This window comes from Pandoraea sp. (assembly GCF_004297875.1).
In the GTDB taxonomy this organism is placed as follows: Bacteria; Pseudomonadota; Gammaproteobacteria; order Burkholderiales; family Burkholderiaceae; genus Pandoraea.
In genome coordinates, this window is sequence record NZ_SCSK01000010.1 from 26,620 (window position 1) to 42,896 (window position 16,277).

At 62.1% G+C, this 16,277-nt stretch carries 13 protein-coding genes; 12 read left to right on the plus strand and 1 reads right to left on the minus strand.

Annotation, left to right across the window (positions count from 1 at the left end):
• The first annotated feature begins 5 nt into the window (after positions 1-5).
• The 9 genes from aspS to EPN80_RS04795 all read left to right on the plus strand — a co-directional run bounded on the left by aspS (position 6) and on the right by EPN80_RS04795 (position 11,200).
• On the plus strand, positions 6-1,808 hold the full coding sequence (aspS, locus tag EPN80_RS04755) for an aspartate--tRNA ligase (RefSeq protein ID WP_293024361.1): 1,803 nt from the start codon (positions 6-8) through the stop codon (positions 1,806-1,808).
• Positions 1,809-1,918: 110 nt separating this feature from the next.
• Entirely contained in the window at positions 1,919-2,380 is a 462-nt protein-coding gene (nudB, locus tag EPN80_RS04760; RefSeq protein ID WP_293024363.1) for a dihydroneopterin triphosphate diphosphatase, read from the plus strand.
• A gap of 18 nt (positions 2,381-2,398) precedes the next feature.
• Positions 2,399-3,538, plus strand: a complete 1,140-nt coding sequence (gene clsB / locus EPN80_RS04765) for a cardiolipin synthase ClsB (protein WP_293024365.1) — start codon at positions 2,399-2,401, stop codon at positions 3,536-3,538.
• A gap of 148 nt (positions 3,539-3,686) precedes the next feature.
• Positions 3,687-4,280, plus strand: coding sequence for a TetR/AcrR family transcriptional regulator (locus tag EPN80_RS04770; RefSeq protein ID WP_293024367.1), 594 nt, complete (start codon positions 3,687-3,689; stop codon positions 4,278-4,280).
• 89 nt (positions 4,281-4,369) lie between these two features.
• Positions 4,370-6,154, plus strand: coding sequence for an acyl-CoA dehydrogenase C-terminal domain-containing protein (locus EPN80_RS04775; protein WP_293024368.1), 1,785 nt, complete (start codon positions 4,370-4,372; stop codon positions 6,152-6,154).
• Positions 6,155-6,226: 72 nt separating this feature from the next.
• Positions 6,227-8,659: a 3-hydroxyacyl-CoA dehydrogenase NAD-binding domain-containing protein gene (locus tag EPN80_RS04780; protein WP_293024369.1), complete on the plus strand. Its 2,433-nt coding sequence runs from the start codon at positions 6,227-6,229 to the stop codon at positions 8,657-8,659.
• A gap of 22 nt (positions 8,660-8,681) precedes the next feature.
• Complete coding sequence (locus tag EPN80_RS04785) at positions 8,682-9,881, plus strand: acetyl-CoA C-acyltransferase (protein ID WP_293024371.1); 1,200 nt, start codon at positions 8,682-8,684, stop codon at positions 9,879-9,881.
• 74 nt (positions 9,882-9,955) lie between these two features.
• Positions 9,956-10,720, plus strand: a complete 765-nt coding sequence (locus EPN80_RS04790; RefSeq protein ID WP_293024373.1) for an enoyl-CoA hydratase — start codon at positions 9,956-9,958, stop codon at positions 10,718-10,720.
• 48 nt (positions 10,721-10,768) lie between these two features.
• Complete coding sequence (locus EPN80_RS04795) at positions 10,769-11,200, plus strand: MAPEG family protein (protein WP_293024375.1); 432 nt, start codon at positions 10,769-10,771, stop codon at positions 11,198-11,200.
• A gap of 34 nt (positions 11,201-11,234) precedes the next feature.
• Here EPN80_RS04795 and EPN80_RS04800 read toward each other — a convergent pair whose 3' ends face one another.
• On the minus strand, positions 11,235-11,636 hold the full coding sequence (locus EPN80_RS04800; protein ID WP_293024377.1) for an acyl-CoA thioesterase: 402 nt from the start codon (positions 11,634-11,636) through the stop codon (positions 11,235-11,237).
• A gap of 107 nt (positions 11,637-11,743) precedes the next feature.
• Between EPN80_RS04800 and EPN80_RS04805 the strand changes: the two genes are divergently transcribed.
• The 3 genes from EPN80_RS04805 (at position 11,744) to EPN80_RS04815 (ending at position 16,150) form a co-directional block, all read left to right on the plus strand.
• Positions 11,744-13,651, plus strand: a complete 1,908-nt coding sequence (locus EPN80_RS04805; protein ID WP_293024379.1) for an ABC transporter ATP-binding protein/permease — start codon at positions 11,744-11,746, stop codon at positions 13,649-13,651.
• 24 nt (positions 13,652-13,675) lie between these two features.
• Positions 13,676-14,689 (plus strand): LysR family transcriptional regulator, encoded by a 1,014-nt coding sequence (locus tag EPN80_RS04810; RefSeq protein WP_047215015.1) that lies wholly within the window; start codon positions 13,676-13,678, stop codon positions 14,687-14,689.
• A gap of 174 nt (positions 14,690-14,863) precedes the next feature.
• The gene (locus EPN80_RS04815) at positions 14,864-16,150 is read left to right on the plus strand and encodes a Glu/Leu/Phe/Val dehydrogenase (RefSeq protein WP_293024384.1); all 1,287 of its coding nucleotides are present in this window, start codon (positions 14,864-14,866) and stop codon (positions 16,148-16,150) included.
• Positions 16,151-16,277 lie beyond the last annotated feature (127 nt).

The window sequence follows — 16,277 nt, forward strand, 5'->3', positions numbered from 1 at the left end:
CCAACATGTCGATGCGAACTTCTTACTGTGGTCTGGTGACCGAGCAGCAGCTCGGTCAAACCGTCAAATTGTGCGGCTGGGTACAGCGCCGCCGCGATCACGGTGGGGTCATTTTCATTGATTTGCGCGACCGCGAAGGTCTGGTGCAGATCGTTTGCGACCCGGATCGCCCGGAGATGTTCAAGGCGGCCGAAAGCGTGCGCAACGAGTTCTGCCTGCAGATCGTCGGTCTGGTGCGCGCTCGGCCTACCGGCACCGAGAATGCCAATCTGACCAGCGGCAAGATCGAGGTGCTCTGCCATGAGCTCAACGTGCTCAACGCGTCGGTGACGCCGCCGTTCCAGCTCGACGACGAGAACCTGTCGGAAACGACCCGCCTCACGCATCGCGTACTCGATCTGCGGCGCCCGCAAATGCAGTACAACCTGCGCCTGCGCTACAAGGTAGCGATGGAAGCGCGCCGATACCTCGACGAGCAGGGCTTCATCGACATCGAAACGCCGATGCTCACCAAGAGCACGCCGGAAGGCGCTCGCGATTACCTGGTGCCGTCGCGCGTCAATCCCGGTCATTTCTTCGCGCTGCCGCAATCGCCGCAGCTGTTCAAGCAGCTGTTGATGGTGGCGGGGTTCGATCGCTATTACCAGGTGACCAAGTGTTTCCGCGACGAAGACCTGCGTGCCGATCGCCAGCCTGAATTCACCCAGATCGATTGCGAAACGGCGTTCCTGGACGAACAGGAAATTCGCGATCTGTTCGAAAACATGATTCGACGCGTATTCAAGAACACCATCGATGTCGAACTCGCGGCGCAGTTCCCGGTGATGCAGCACAGCGAAGCCATGCGCCGGTATGGCTCGGACAAGCCCGACTTGCGCGTCAAGCTGGAATTCACCGAGCTGACCGACGTGATGGCTGACGTCGACTTCAAGGTGTTTTCGACGCCCGCGACCACCGAGGGCGGACGCGTGGTCGCGCTGCGCGTGCCGCACGGCGCCGAGTTGTCGCGCAGCGAGATCGACAGCTATACCGAATTCGTGAAGATCTATGGCGCCAAGGGGTTGGCGTGGATCAAGGTCAACGACGTCAGCAAGGGGCGCGACGGCCTGCAAAGCCCGATCGTCAAGAATCTGCATGACGCCGCGATCTCGGCAATTCTGGAGCGTACCGGCGCGCAGGGCGGCGACATAATTTTCTTCGGCGCCGACAAGGCCAAGATCGTAAACGATGCGATCGGCGCGTTGCGTCTCAAGGTCGGGCACTCCGAATTCGGCCGCAGCAATGGCCTGTTCGAAGCGGGCTGGCAACCGCTGTGGGTTGTCGATTTTCCGATGTTCGAATACGACGAGGAAGATGCTCGCTGGGTGGCGAGTCACCATCCGTTCACCAGCCCGAAAGACGAGCATATCGCCTACCTGGAGACAGATCCCGGCAAGTGCCTGGCCAAGGCCTACGATATGGTGCTCAACGGCTGGGAAATCGGCGGCGGGTCGGTGCGGATCTTCCAGGAGGCCGTGCAAAGCCAGGTCTTCCGTGCGCTCAAGATCAGCGACGAAGAAGCCCGTGCGAAATTCGGCTTTTTGCTCGATGCGCTGCAATATGGCGCGCCGCCGCATGGTGGTATCGCCTTCGGCCTCGATCGCATCGTGACCATGATGGCCGGCGCCGATTCGATTCGTGACGTCATTGCGTTCCCGAAGACCCAGCGTGCTCAATGCCTGCTCACGCAGGCACCCTCGCCGGTCGATGAGCGGCAATTGCGCGAGCTGCACATTCGTCTGCGGCAAGCCGAGGCGCCCAAGGTCTGAGGCGAGCTTTCTGTGGTCAACGCGCCCCAGCCCAGGCTGGGGCGTTTGTTTTTTGAGCATTGCGCCAGGGGCTTTTACAATGGAGTCTGTTCTCCGACAGTTGGCACAGCATGAAACCGTTCAAAATTCCCGAATCCGTGCTGGTGGTCATCTACACGCCCGCGCTTGACGTGCTGATCCTGGAGCGGGTCGAGCCCACCGGCTTCTGGCAGTCCGTCACGGGCAGCAAGGATGCGCAGGACGAGCCGTTGCACGAGACCGCGGCACGCGAGGTACGGGAGGAAACCGGCATCGTCGTTGGCAGCGCCGCCGTGCCGGGCGAGAATCTTTGCGACTGGCATCATACGATCGAATACAGCATCTATCCCCACTGGCGTTATCGCTATGCGCCAGGTGTCACGCGCAACACCGAGCACTGGTTCGGCCTGCAGGTGCCGGCGGGCACGGCTGTGAGCCTGTCAGCGCGCGAGCATGTCAGCTACCGGTGGATGCCCTGGCAGGAGGCTGCGGCGCAATGCTTCTCGCCGTCCAACGCCGAGGCGATCCGGCAGTTGCCGCAACGGGTCCGCTGACGCGGCCCGGGAGACGGAATGAAGACCCGACTGCATTTCAGGCAAGGCGACGAGCTGGATTTGCTGTTTCAGGGGCCGGCCTATTTTTCGGCCTTGATCGGCGCGATCGAGCAGGCCAGGCAGGAAGTCGTACTGGAGTCGTATATTTTTGCCAACGACGCCGTTGGACAACGGGTCTCGGCGGCACTGCTGCTGGCCGTGCAGCGTGGCGTGACGGTGCGAATCATCACCGACGGCATCGGTACCGGCGGCATGCCGCTATTTGCCGACTGGGCGGCCGGCGGCATCGCGCACCGTATCTACAATCCGCATCTGTTCGGCAAGCAGGGCTTCTCGCGCACCCATCGCAAGCTCGCAGTGATCGATCGCCTGTGCGGCTTCGTCGGCGGCATCAATATCATCGACGACGTCGACGCGCATGGCGCCAAACTACCCGAGGCGCGCTGGGATTTCGCCGTACGATGCCAGGGCCCGATCGTGCGCGATATCTGGCAGGCATTCGACACCCAGTGGCAGCGCCTGTCGCCTGGCGACATCGGGCCGTTCATCCGGCGGCGCCGCTATCGCCTGAAGCCGAGCGACGCGCCGATGGCGGCGTTCGCGGCGCGCGACAACATCCGAAACCGGCGCGCGATAGAGAAAGCTTATCTGATGGCCATTGGCCATGCCCGTGAGACCGTCTGGCTGGCCAATCCGTATTTCGTGCCGGGCCGGCGCGTGCGGCGTGCGCTGATCGCTGCCGCCGGGCGCGGCATCCAGGTCAACGTGCTGATCGGCCGCAAGGAATTTCCTCTGCTGGATCTTGCCGTCCCTTCGCTTTACGGCAAGCTGCTGAGGGCCGGGGTGTGCATCGCCGAGTATGACAGGACTCCGTTGCACGGCAAGGTCGCGGTGGTCGATGACTACTGGGCAACGGTCGGGTCGTCGAATCTCGACGCGTTCAGTTTGTTCCTCAATCACGAGGCCAATGTGGTGATGCTCAATCATCCGTTGGTCCCGGAGTTGCGCCAGCGCATTGCCGCGGCGTTCGAGCAGGCGCGCCGGATCGAGCCAGCCCGTTTTGCCGGGCGTGGGCTATCCCGGCGTCTGGTCAGCTGGGGCGCGTATCTGTTTTATCGCCTCAGCATGAAAATAATTACAAATGGCAAGTACGAGTAAACGACGTGATCGATATGTCGGAGACATGACCGAACTTCGATGGATTTAGAAAACGATTTCTAATAAATTGCTTGTTTGGCATACGGCCTCACACAATAATAGGACGGCCGTTCGATTTTATTTCAACGTGTGCGAGCGGTTAAAAGTTATGCGAAAAGGCGAACAAACACGGGCTGCGATCCTGAATGCCGCGCTTGAACTGGCGGGCCGCGATGGACTCGAGGGATTGACCATCGGCTTGCTGGCCGATCGCATGCAAATGAGCAAGAGCGGCGTGTTCGCGCATTTCGGATCCCGTGAGGACCTGCAGGTCGAAGTCATCCGGGAATATCACCGACGCTTCGAGGAAGAGGTGTTTTTCCCCAGCGTGATATTGCCGCGCGGCCTGCCGCGTTTGCGAGCGCTGGTGAGTCGCTGGATGGACAAGCGCATCCGGGAGGTGACGACGGGCTGCATCTACATCAGCGGGGCGGTCGAGTACGACGATCGCGCCGAGAGCGCGGTGCGCGACCAGTTGGTCGCCAGTGTGCAGGCCTGGCGGCGAGCGTTGTTGCGAGCGATTACACAGGCCAAGGAAGTCGGTCATTTGCGGCGGGACGCCGATCCGCACTTGATGCTGTTCGAGATGTACAGCCTGACGCTGGGCTTGCACCACGACGCACGGTTTTTGCGAGAGCCAGGCGCGGTCGAAATAGCCAGGATCGCGCTGGAGAAATTGATTTTGTCATATCAAAGCGGGTGAGGCTTCGGCGCCGCGCAATTGCTGGTGCGGCAGGCCGATACCGATCCCGTTGAGCGAAACAGGTAGCTTTATTTAGTTCGGAGACTGTTATGGGAAAGTACACGGCGCCGCTGCGCGATATGCAGTTCGTATTGCATGAATTGCTGAATGTCGAACAAGAGCTGAAAGCGTTGCCGGCGCATGCCGATGTCGACGCTGACACCATCAATCAGGTTCTCGAGGAAGCCGGGAAGTTTTGCAGCGAAGTCGTGTTCCCGCTGAATCAGGTCGGTGATCGTGAAGGTTGCCAATATCACGACGGCGAGGTGAAAACGCCGACCGGCTTCAAGGAGGCCTATCGCCAGTATGTGGAAGCCGGCTGGCCGGCACTGGCATGCGATCCGGCGCACGGCGGACAGGGTCTGCCGATGTTGATGAACAACGCGCTTTACGAGATGCTGAATTCGGCGAACCAGGCCTGGACCATGTACCCGGGCCTGTCGCACGGCGCCTATGAATGCCTGCATGCGCATGGCACGCCCGAGCAGCAGCGTCTGTATCTGCCCAAGATCGTCTCCGGCGAATGGACCGGCACGATGTGCCTGACGGAACCCCATTGCGGAACGGACCTGGGTTTGCTCCGGACCAAGGCCGAACCGCTGGCGGACGGCTCGTATTCGATCAGCGGCACCAAGATCTTCATCTCGGCTGGCGAGCACGACATGGCCGCCAACATCATCCATCTCGTGCTGGCGCGTCTGCCCGATGCGCCGCCCGGAACCAAAGGCATTTCGCTGTTCGTGGTGCCCAAGTTCATTCCCGATGCCGACGGCAATCCGGGGGCGCGCAACGGGGTGCGGTGCGGCTCGATCGAACACAAGATGGGCATCCACGGCAACGCCACCTGCGTGATGAATCTCGATAACGCACAGGGTTGGCTGGTCGGCGAGCCGAACAAAGGCCTGAACGCGATGTTCATCATGATGAATGCCGCGCGTCTGGGCGTCGGCATGCAGGGCCTGGGGCTGACCGAGGTGGCGTATCAAAATTCGCTCGTCTATGCGAAAGAGCGCTTGCAGATGCGGTCGCTCACTGGGCCCAAGGCGACCGACAAACCTGCCGATCCGATTATCGTGCACCCGGACGTGCGGCGCATGCTGCTGACCCAGAAAGCGTATGCCGAGGGCGCGCGTGCCTTCTCTTACTGGACCGCGCTGCAAATCGACCGCGAACTCTCGCATGCCGACGAAAGTGCGCGCAAGGAAGCTGCCGACCTCGTGGCGTTGCTCACGCCGGTCATCAAGGCCTTTCTCACCGACAACGCCTTCCTTTGCACCAACCTCGGCATGCAGGTGTTCGGCGGCCACGGCTACATTGCCGAATGGGGCATGGAGCAATACGTGCGCGATGCGCGCATCAACATGATCTACGAAGGAACCAACACGATCCAGTCACTCGATCTGCTGGGCCGCAAGGTGCTCGGCGACATGGGCGCCAAGTTGAAGAAATTCGGCCAACTGGTGCAGGACTTCGTCGAGCGCGAAGGCACCAGGGAAGAGATGCAGGAGTTCGTCAATCCGCTCGCCGATCTTGGTGACAAGGTGCAGAAGCTGACGATGGAAATCGGCATGAAAGCGATGAGCAACCAGGATGAGGCGGGTGCCGCCGCGGTCGATTATATGCGTGTGGTCGGTCACCTCGTATTCGCCTATTTCTGGGCGCGCATGGCGCGCATCGCCCTCGACAAGCAGGGCGGCGGCGATACGTTCTACGCAAGCAAGCTGGCTACGGCCCGCTTCTATTTTGCCAAGTTGCTGCCCGAGACCGCCTATCACATCCGTGCGGCCCGCGCCGGCGCCAAATCGCTGATGGAACTCGACGCCGAGCTGTTTTGATCGGTGAACGTGCCGGCGCGGCACACATGCGCCGCGCCGCCGGGCCAGACACGCCAATTTCAGGAGGAAACTGTGAGCAATCTGATTATCCGCAAGGTCGCCGTACTCGGCGCCGGTGTGATGGGGGCGCAAATCGCGGCGCACCTGATTAACGCCAAAGTGCCGGTGGTGCTGTTCGACCTGCCCGCCAAAGAAGGCCCGAAGAACGGCATCGTTCTCAAAGCAGTCGAGTCGCTCAAGAAACTCAATCCCGCACCGTTCGGGGTCAAACGCAGCGCGCAGTTTATCGAAGCCGCCAACTATGAAGACGATTTGGCGAAACTTCAGGAGTGCGATCTGGTGATCGAGGCGATCGCCGAGCGCATGGACTGGAAGCACGACCTTTACAAGAGGGTTGCGCCTCATCTGGCACCTCACGCGATTTTCGCGTCGAACACCTCGGGGCTGTCGATCACCGAACTCTCGGAAGGATTCGACGCCGAACTCAAGGCGCGCTTTTGCGGTGTCCACTTCTTCAATCCGCCGCGTTATATGCACCTGGTGGAGCTGATTCCGACGCCTTCGACCCAACCGGCCATTCTCGATCAACTCGAAGCGTTTCTCACCAGCACATTGGGCAAAGGCGTCGTGCGAGCCAAGGACACGCCGAACTTCATTGCCAATCGCGTTGGGATTTTCTCGATCCTGGCGGTGTTCGCCGAGGCACAGAAGTACGGCATTCCGTTCGACGTCGTCGACGATCTGACCGGCAGCAAGCTTGGCCGCGCCAAATCGGCGACGTTCCGTACCGCCGACGTGGTGGGCCTGGACACCATGGCGCACGTCATCAAGACGATGCAGGACAACCTGAAGGACGATCCCTTCTATCCCGTCTACGCCACGCCGCCGGTGCTGCAGGCGCTGGTGGACAAGGGCGCGCTCGGACAGAAAAGCGGTGCGGGCTTCTACAAAAAGGAAGGCAAGGCGATCAAGGTGCTCGACCCGGTCAGCGGCAACTATGTCGAGGCCGGCAAGAAGGCCGACGAGCTGGTGCTGCGCATCCTCAAGAAAGAGCCGGCCGAGCGCTTCAAGTTGCTGCGTGAGTCGACCCACCCGCAAGCGCAATTCCTGTGGGCGGTGTTCCGCGATGTGTTTCATTACATCGGGGTCTATCTGGAGCAGATCGCCGACAACGCACGCGATGTCGACTTCGCGATCCGCTGGGGCTTCGGCTGGAACAGCGGGCCTTTCGAGGATTGGCAGGCAGCCGGCTGGACCCAGGTGGCGCAATGGGTCAAGGAAGATATCGATGCCGGCAAAGCACTGAGCAACGCCGCGCTGCCAGCCTGGGTGATCGACGGGCCGGTTGCCGAGCAAGGCGGCGTGCATGGTGCGGCAGGCTCGTGGTCGCCGGCCAGGCAGGCATTCGTGCCGCGCAGTACCCTGCCGGTCTATCGACGCCAGGTATTCCAGGCGTCGCTATATGGCGAAGCGGGCGCGGATCCGCGCAGCTTCGGCAAGACCATCGAAGAGAACGACTCGGTTCGCCTGTGGGTCGATGACCGGGCGGGCGAGGGCGACGTACTCATCGTGTCGTTCAAGAGCAAGATGAACACCATCGGGCCGGACGTGATCGATGGATTGCTCAAGGCCGTGACGCTGGCCGAGCAGCAGTACAGGGGCCTGGTCGTGTGGCAGCCGACCTCGCTCAAGCTCGGCGCGCCCGGCGGGCCCTTCTCGGCGGGCGCCGACCTGGCCTCGGCGATGCCGGCATTCATGATGGGCGGCCCCAAGGGGATCGAGCCGTTCCTCAAGAAGTTCCAGGATTGCATGATGCGCATAAAGTATGCGCAGGTGCCGGTGGTTCCCGCCGTGTCGGGTATCGCGCTGGGCGGCGGATGCGAGCTGATGCTGCAAAGTGCCAAGCGGGTGGTCGCGCTGGAGAGCTATATCGGCCTGGTCGAAGTCGGCGTCGGCCTGGTGCCGGGCGGCGGCGGCCTCAAGGAAGCGGCGCTGCGCGCCGCGGCGGCAGCCGAGGCGGCCGGCAGCACCAACTATCTGGAATTCGTCAAGAACGCCTTTCAAAACGCTGCGATGGCCAAGGTCTCCGGCTCGGCGCTCGAGGCGCTCGAGATGGGTTACCTCAAACCGTCCGACACCGTCGTATTCAACGTGCACGAGTTGCTGTCGGTGGCCTGTAACGAAGTGCGCGCGCTGGCAGCGAGCGGTTACCGCCCGCCGCTTAAGCCCGCCGGCATTCCGGTGGCGGGGCGTTCGGGCATCTCTACCATCAAGGCGCAACTGGTGAATATGCGCGACGGCAATTTCATCTCGGCGCACGACTTCCTGATCGCCTCGCGCATTGCCGAAATCGTATGCGGCGGCGACGTCGAGGCCGGCAGCCTGGTCGACGAAGACTGGCTGCTCGCCCTGGAGCGCCGTGCCTTTATCGATTTGCTGGGAATGCCCAAAACCCAGGAACGCATCATGGGCATGTTGCAGACCGGCAAGCCGGTGCGCAACTGAGCCCCGCCCATTGGAGACAGTCATGAGCAAACAACTGCAAGACGCCTATATCGTTGCCGCCACGCGTGCGCCGATCGGCAAGGCCCCCAAGGGCAGCTTCAAGCATCTGCGTCCGGACGACCTGCTGGCAACGATTTTGCGCAGCGCCGTCGGCCAGGTGCCGGAGCTCGACACCAAGCTGATCGAGGACATCATCGTTGGCTGCGCGATTCCCGAGGCGCAGCAGGGCCTGAACGTGGCGCGCATCGGCGCGTTGCTGTCGGGCTTGCCGACCAGCGTGGCAGGTGTCACGGTCAATCGCTTTTGCGCCTCCGGCTTGACGGCCGTGGCGATGGCCGCAGACCGCATCCGCGTCGGCCAGGCCGACGTGATGATCGCGGCCGGCGTCGAGAGCATGAGCATGGTACCGATGATGGGCAATACCCCGTCGTTGTCGCCGTCGATTTTCGAGCGCGACGAGAACGTCGGCATTGCCTACGGCATGGGCCTGACGGCCGAGAAGGTGGCGCAGCAATGGCAGATCAGCCGCGAGGCGCAGGACGAGTTTTCGCTGGCCTCCCACCAGAAAGCGCTCAAGGCGCAGCAGGCGGGCGAATTCAACGACGAAATCACGCCGATCGAAGTCATCGAGAAATTCCCCAATCTGGCCAGCGGGCAGATCGATCTCAAGAAACGGCTGCTGTCGCTCGACGAGGGGCCGCGCGCGGATACCTCGCTCGAAGGGTTGGCCAAGCTGCGGCCGGTGTTCGCCAACAAAGGCTCGGTCACGGCGGGCAATAGCTCGCAGACGTCGGACGGCGCTGGCGCGTTGATTATCGTCAGCGAAAAAATCCTCAAGCAATTCAATCTGACGCCGCTGGCGCGCTTCGTCTCGTTCGCGGTGCGGGGCGTGCCGCCGGAGATCATGGGCATTGGCCCCAAGGAGGCAATCCCCGCCGCCCTGCGCGCCGCCGGCCTGTCGCTCGATGATATGGGCTGGATCGAGTTGAACGAGGCGTTTGCCGCGCAGTCGCTGGCGGTGATCAAGGACCTCGGCCTCGATGCGAGCAAAGTCAACCCGGTCGGTGGCGCCATCGCATTGGGGCATCCGCTGGGCGCCACGGGTGCGGTGCGCTCGGCCACCGTGGTGCACGCCTTGCGGCGGCATAACCTCAAATACGGGATGGTGACGATGTGCGTGGGAACCGGCATGGGAGCCGCCGGTATTTTCGAGCGCGTCTGAGCGCATTTCGCATCGACGTCAACGGCTCGCTCGCGCGGGCCGTTGACGCTTCTGGAACAATAACGAGGGACAGCATGGACATCCTTATCGAGCGCAGCCATCACGTGCTGAGTATGACCTTCAACCGGGCCCACAAGAAGAACGCCATCACCGCCGCCATGTACCAGGCCCTGGCCGACGCGCTGACCGAGGCCGAGGCCGACGGCGACATACGCGCGATCCTGATCCAGGGCCAGGCGGATGTCTTTACCGCGGGAAACGACCTGGAAGATTTCATGAAGCACCCGCCGACCAGCCAGGATGCTCCGGTATTCCAGTTCCTGCATCACATCAGTCACGCCAGCAAGCCGATCGTCGCCGCGGTGGCAGGCCCGGCGGTCGGCGTGGGCACTACGTTGCTGCTGCATTGCGATTTGGTCTATGCGGCCGACAACGCCAGATTCTCGCTGCCGTTCACGCAACTCGGGTTATGCCCCGAAGCCGCCTCGAGCCTGCTGCTGCCGCGCTTGACGGGCTACCAGCGCGCCGCCGAAAAACTCCTGCTCGGCGAGCCCTTCGATGCGCTCGACGCGCATGCGATGGGGCTGGTCAATCGCATCCTGCCGGCTGCCGACCTGCTGTCGTTTGCCCAGGCCCAGGCGGCCAAACTGGTCCAACTGCCAGCCGCGTCGCTGCGCGCGACCAAGCGCCTTATGAAGGGCGATCAGCACGCCATGGTGGACGAGCGCATCGCCGAGGAGGCGCTGGAGTTCGGCCGACGCTTGCAGGCACCCGAGGCGCGCGAGGCATTCACGGCATTTTTCGAAAAGCGCCGGCCTGATTTCTCGCGTTTTGTCTGAATGCGTTTGCCGATAGCGGCATACCTGAACCTGACCGGGAATCACTCGATGAATCATCAAGCGATATTGTGGCCGGTGGCCGCCCTCGTGTTGCTCAATATGATCGTTTGCGCAGCGCTGTTGCGCGAGCGCTTCACGGAGTTCGCCGCGCGTCGGTTGAACCCGCAAACGGCGGCAAGTCGCGCCAATATGGCCAAGGCAATGCTCCACACCCAGGCTGCCGACAACTACCAGAATCTGTTCGAAGCACCGGTATTGTTCATCGCCGCAGCGCTGGCGGCCTATGTAACGCATCAGGCCGATCACTGGCTGTTGCTGATGGCGTGGCTGTATGTAGCGCTGCGCTATGCGCACAGCGCGATTCACCTCACCTACAACAATGTGATGCACCGCTTCTGGGCGTACGGCACCAGCATGCTGGTGCTATGGGCGATGTGGGCGACACTGGCGCTGCACTGGTTGTCGGACGCGGCGAGCTAGTCGCCACCGCGCCGGGTGCGGGCTTATAGCGGCGTTACAGCGGCGGCAGCGGACGGCGCTTGCGGTGCTCGTCGGTGGCGACATAGGTCAGGGTGGCTTCGGTTACCTTGACGATTTCATGCGACAAACGGGTGCGCTGCGCATAAACCTCGACGTCGACGGTAATCGAGGTGGTGCCGGTCTTGATGATTTGCGCGTAGAAACTGAGCAGGTCGCCGACGAAGACCGGCTGCTTGAACAGAAATGAATTCACCGCGATCGTCGCGACGCGTCCGTTGGCGCGTTCGGTGGCCGGAATCGAGCCGGCGATGTCGACCTGGGCCATGATCCAACCACCGAAAACGTCGCCATGGACGTTGGCGTCGGCCGGCATCGGCATGACTCGCAGCGTGGGCAGCTTGTTCTCGGGCAGGGAAGGGAGGTTGGTCGATTCCATAGGGGGGATCCTGATTCAGAGGCGGTTGCGGGGGCCGTCAGCGCGAGGCTCCGGCTTCTGCGAGAATATACCCGTTTCTCATCTCAAAATCCCGACTCGATAAATCCATGCGCCGGTACGCCCACGCCGATTCGCCGCTTCCCTCGTCGCGTAGCAAGTCGCGCAGCGATTGGCAGATTCTTCGCTCGCTGTTTCCCTACCTGATCGATTTCAAGGGGCGGGTAGGCTTTGCTTTACTGTGCCTGATTGGGGCCAAGGTTGCCAATCTCGGCGTGCCCGTGCTTATGAAGCACATCGTCGATCATCTGACCGGCTTCGCCCAACTGTCGACGCTGGCGCGCGCACAGCAAACGCCGGCCCTTGTGATGGTCGGTGGTGTCGGGCTGCTGGTGGTCGCTTACGGCGTGCTGCGGCTGTCGACTTCGCTGTTTACTGAATTGCGGGAAATTCTATTTTCCAAGGTCACGGAGAGCGCGGTGCGGCAAATCGCGCTCAAGGTATTCCGGCATCTGCATTCGCTCTCGCTGCGCTTTCATCTGGAGCGGCAGACCGGCGGCATGAGCCGCGATATCGAGCGGGGCACGCGCGGCATCCAATCGATCATTTCCTATTCGCTTTACAGCATCTTGCCGACCTTGATCGAAGTCGGATTGGTGCTGGGCTACTTTTTTATTCATTACGACATTTTTTATGTCGTGGTGACACTGGTGGCGCTGGCGCTCTATATTGCTTTCACCGTGCGGGTGACCGAGTGGCGCACGCATTTTCGCCGCACCATGAACGAACTCGACTCGAAGGCCAATACGCGGGCGATCGATTCGCTGATCAACTACGAGACCGTCAAGTATTTCAGTAACGAAGACTTCGAGGCGCGCCGCTACGACGAAAATCTCAAGCGTTATCGCAACGCCGCGATACGCTCGCAGAATTCCCTGTCGGTGCTCAATTTTGGCCAGCAGGTGATCATTGCCGGCGGACTGGTGCTGATTCTCTGGCATGCGACCGGGGAGGTGATGAGCGGGCGCATGACGCTGGGCGACCTGGTGCTGGTCAATACTTTCATGCTGCAGCTGTACATCCCGCTGAATTTTCTGGGTGTGATCTACCGCGAGCTCAAGCAGGCTTTGACCGACATGGATCGGATGTTTTCGCTGCTCGACGCCAATCGCGAGGTGGCGGACGCCCCCGGCGCGCAGCCGCTGATTTGCCGCGGCGGAGAGGTGCGTTTCGAGCATGTCAATTTTGGTTATGAGCCGGCACGGCAGATATTGTTCGACGTCGATTTCAGGATCCAGGCCGGCACCACCACGGCGGTGGTCGGTCACAGCGGGTCGGGCAAGTCGACGCTGTCGCGGCTGTTGTTCCGCTTCTACGATGTCGGATACGCCGGCGGGGCCAACGCCGGCCGCATCACGATCGACGGGCAAGATATTCGCGAAGTGACGCAGGATTCGCTGCGCGCGACGATTGGGATCGTGCCTCAGGACACCGTGCTCTTCAACGACACGATCTACTACAACATCGCCTATGGCAATCCGGCGGCCGATCGCGAGGCGGTCATCGCCGCGGCGCGCGCTGCTCACATTCACGACTTTATCGAGAGCCTGCCCGCCGGCTATGAGTCAATGGTCGGCGAGCGCGGCCTGAAGCTCTCCGGAGGCGAAAAGCAGCGGGTCGCGATCGCGCGAACGATCCTGAAGAACCCGCATATCCTGATTTTCGATGAGGCAACGTCGGCGCTCGACTCGCGCTCGGAGCAGGCGATCCAGGCGGAGTTGCGGCAAATCGCGCAAGAGCGCACCACGCTGGTGATTGCGCATCGGCTCTCGACCGTGGTGCATGCCCAGCAGATTCTCGTGCTGGACAAGGGGCGCATTGTCGAGCGCGGCACGCACGAATCATTGCTGCAGGCCGGCGGGCTGTATGCGCAAATGTGGTGGCTGCAGCAACGGCGCGACGATCGGGATGACGAGATGGCAGCCGATGTAGCGCCGGCGGTAGCCGCATCGGCTTGAGCCTGCAACCGGGGAAGGGGCACCATGGAAATCAAATGGCTAGAGGATTTCGTGTCGCTGGCGAAGACACGCAGTTTCAGCCGCTCTGCCGAACTTCGGCACGTGACTCAGCCGGCGTTCTCGCGGCGCATCCAGGCGCTCGAGGCATGGCTTGGCAGCGAATTGATCGATCGCTCCAGTTACCCGACCAATCTGACGCCAGCCGGCGAAGTGTTCTACGAGCAGGCGCTCACCCTGCTGGCGCAGGCCCAGGAGGCACGAGCGCTGCTGCGCGAGCAGCGCTCGGCCGATGCCTCGGTGATCGATTTTGCCGTGCCGCACACGCTGTCGCTGACCTTCTTCCCCCGCTGGCTCGAGACCCTGGAACAGCGCGTAGGCAAGCTGCGCTGCCGGCTGCGGGCGCTGAATGTGCACGACGCGGCAATGTCGCTGACCGACGGCGGGTGCGATCTGCTGATGTGCTACTACCACCCGCGCCAGCCGCTGCAGCTCGATGCGGCCCGCTACGACAAGCTGATCCTCGGCGCCGAGTCCTTCGACCCCTACAGCGCAACGAATGCGCAAGGCAAGCCCTTGTACCGTCTGCCGGGTACGTCCGCCGCGCCGGTGCCGTATCTGGCCTATACGCCGAACGCGTATTTGGGGCGCATGGCCGATTTGTTGCTGGCCGATGCGGCCGCGGCGCCGCATCTGGACAAGTGCTACGAAACCGATATGGCCGAAGCGCTCAAATCGATGGCGCTGGCCGGACACGGCGTGGCCTTCCTGCCGCACAGTGCCGTGACCGATGAGGTGAAACAGGGCCAATTGGTACGGCTCGATGGCGCGACGCGCATCGCACCTAAAGAACGGACAGCGAACGCTGGCGACCTGCATCTGGAGATGGAGATTCGCCTGTATCGGGACCGCCTGGCGTTCGGCGAAGCGCGCAGCCGGCGCGATCGCGCCAAGCGCGACGCAATGCAGGCGTTATGGGAAGCCGTTAGCGGCATGGCCGGTAGCGCGGAATCGTCGAATGATTATGCAAAAATTGCATAAAAGCATGTGAAATTGGCATTGGATTCTTGGGCTGGGTTTTTTTAAAGTGCGCCCAGTCGTATCGACAAACACAGCGTCGATGCGGCAACGCGAATCAGGATCACGAGTCCCGGCCCTTTGCCATCTCCTGGATGGCGGGGGCTGTCGCGGTAACCCAGATGCTGGAGATCACCGATGTCCCAAACCACCCATGCCTTGCCTTCCTACCTGCGACCCGACGACCTGGGTCCGTGGGGGATTTACCTGCAACAGGTCGATCGCGTCACCCCCTATCTTGGTTCGTTGTCGCGCTGGGTCGAGACCCTCAAGCGTCCCAAGCGCATTCTGATCGTCGATGTGCCGATCGAGCTGGACAACGGCACGATCGCCCACTTCGAAGGCTATCGAGTGCAGCACAACACCTCGCGCGGCCCGGGCAAGGGCGGCGTGCGCTTTCACCAGGATGTGACGCTGTCGGAAGTGATGGCGCTGTCGGCCTGGATGTCGGTCAAGAATGCCGCGGTCAACGTGCCGTATGGCGGCGCCAAGGGCGGCATCCGGCTGGATCCGCGCAAGCTGTCGATGGCCGAACTCGAGCGCGTGACGCGCCGCTACACCAGCGAAATCAATATCATCATCGGGCCGACCAAGGATATTCCCGCGCCCGACGTCAACACCAATGAGCAGATCATGGCGTGGATGATGGATACCTATTCGATGAACGAGGGATCCACCGCCAGCGGGGTCGTCACCGGCAAGCCGATTTCGCTGGGCGGCAGCCTGGGGCGTCGTGAAGCGACCGGCCGCGGCGTGTTCGTGGTGAGTTGCGAGGCGGCCCGGCATATTGGCCTGGAAGTGAAGGGTGCGCGCGTCATCGTGCAGGGCTTCGGCAACGTGGGTGGCATTGCCGCCCGCCTGTTCCATGAGGCCGGGGCGCAGGTGGTCGGCGTGCAGGATCACACCGGTACGATCTACAACGGCGGCGGCCTCGACGTGCCGGCGCTGCTCGCGCACGTGGCCGAGACCGGCGGGGTCGGCGGCTTCGCTCGCGCCGACAAGATTCCGGACAGCGAATTTTGGGGGCTGGACTGCGAGTTTCTGGTTCCGGCCGCGCTCGAAGGGCAGATTACCCGACATAATGCCGGGCAGATTCGCGCCAAGATCGTGGTCGAAGGGGCCAATGGCCCGACCACGCCCGAGGCGGACGACATCCTGCACGAAAACGGCACGCTGGTGGTGCCGGACGTGGTCGCCAACGCGGGGGGCGTCACGGTCAGCTATTTCGAATGGGTGCAGGATTTCTCCAGCTTCTTCTGGACCGAAGAGGAGATCAACCACCGCCTGGAGCGCATCATGCGTGAAGCGTTCGACGGGGTGTGGCACGTGGCCCAGGACCACAAGGTATCGCTGCGTACCGCTGCCTTTATCGTGGCCTGTACACGAATCCTGCAGGCGCGTCAGATGCGCGGCCTGTATCCCTGAGTTGTATTTCGCCGGCATGCCGGAGCCATCGCCCCAGCGTTGGCTCCGTCCGAGAATTGCGTGTTGCGGCGGACTTTGAATGATCATTCAAGGGGGCTTTCACAGCCCCCTCTGTGTTTGTTGAAGG

Bases quoted from the DNA above. Each gene is read 5' to 3' on its own strand.
- EPN80_RS04770 (WP_293024367.1), top strand. From the start codon at position 3,687: ATGCGAAAAGGCGAACAAACACGGGCTGCGATCCTGAATGCCGCGCTT.
- EPN80_RS04810 (WP_047215015.1), top strand. From the start codon at position 13,676: ATGGAAATCAAATGGCTAGAGGATTTCGTGTCGCTGGCGAAGACACGC.
- EPN80_RS04790 (WP_293024373.1), top strand. From the start codon at position 9,956: ATGGACATCCTTATCGAGCGCAGCCATCACGTGCTGAGTATGACCTTC.
- EPN80_RS04805 (WP_293024379.1), top strand. From the start codon at position 11,744: ATGCGCCGGTACGCCCACGCCGATTCGCCGCTTCCCTCGTCGCGTAGC.
- EPN80_RS04815 (WP_293024384.1), top strand. From the start codon at position 14,864: ATGTCCCAAACCACCCATGCCTTGCCTTCCTACCTGCGACCCGACGAC.
- EPN80_RS04795 (WP_293024375.1), top strand. From the start codon at position 10,769: ATGAATCATCAAGCGATATTGTGGCCGGTGGCCGCCCTCGTGTTGCTC.
- EPN80_RS04800 (WP_293024377.1), bottom strand. From the start codon at position 11,636: ATGGAATCGACCAACCTCCCTTCCCTGCCCGAGAACAAGCTGCCCACG.
- EPN80_RS04785 (WP_293024371.1), top strand. From the start codon at position 8,682: ATGAGCAAACAACTGCAAGACGCCTATATCGTTGCCGCCACGCGTGCG.
- aspS (WP_293024361.1), top strand. From the start codon at position 6: ATGTCGATGCGAACTTCTTACTGTGGTCTGGTGACCGAGCAGCAGCTC.
- EPN80_RS04775 (WP_293024368.1), top strand. From the start codon at position 4,370: ATGGGAAAGTACACGGCGCCGCTGCGCGATATGCAGTTCGTATTGCAT.
- nudB (WP_293024363.1), top strand. From the start codon at position 1,919: ATGAAACCGTTCAAAATTCCCGAATCCGTGCTGGTGGTCATCTACACG.
- clsB (WP_293024365.1), top strand. From the start codon at position 2,399: ATGAAGACCCGACTGCATTTCAGGCAAGGCGACGAGCTGGATTTGCTG.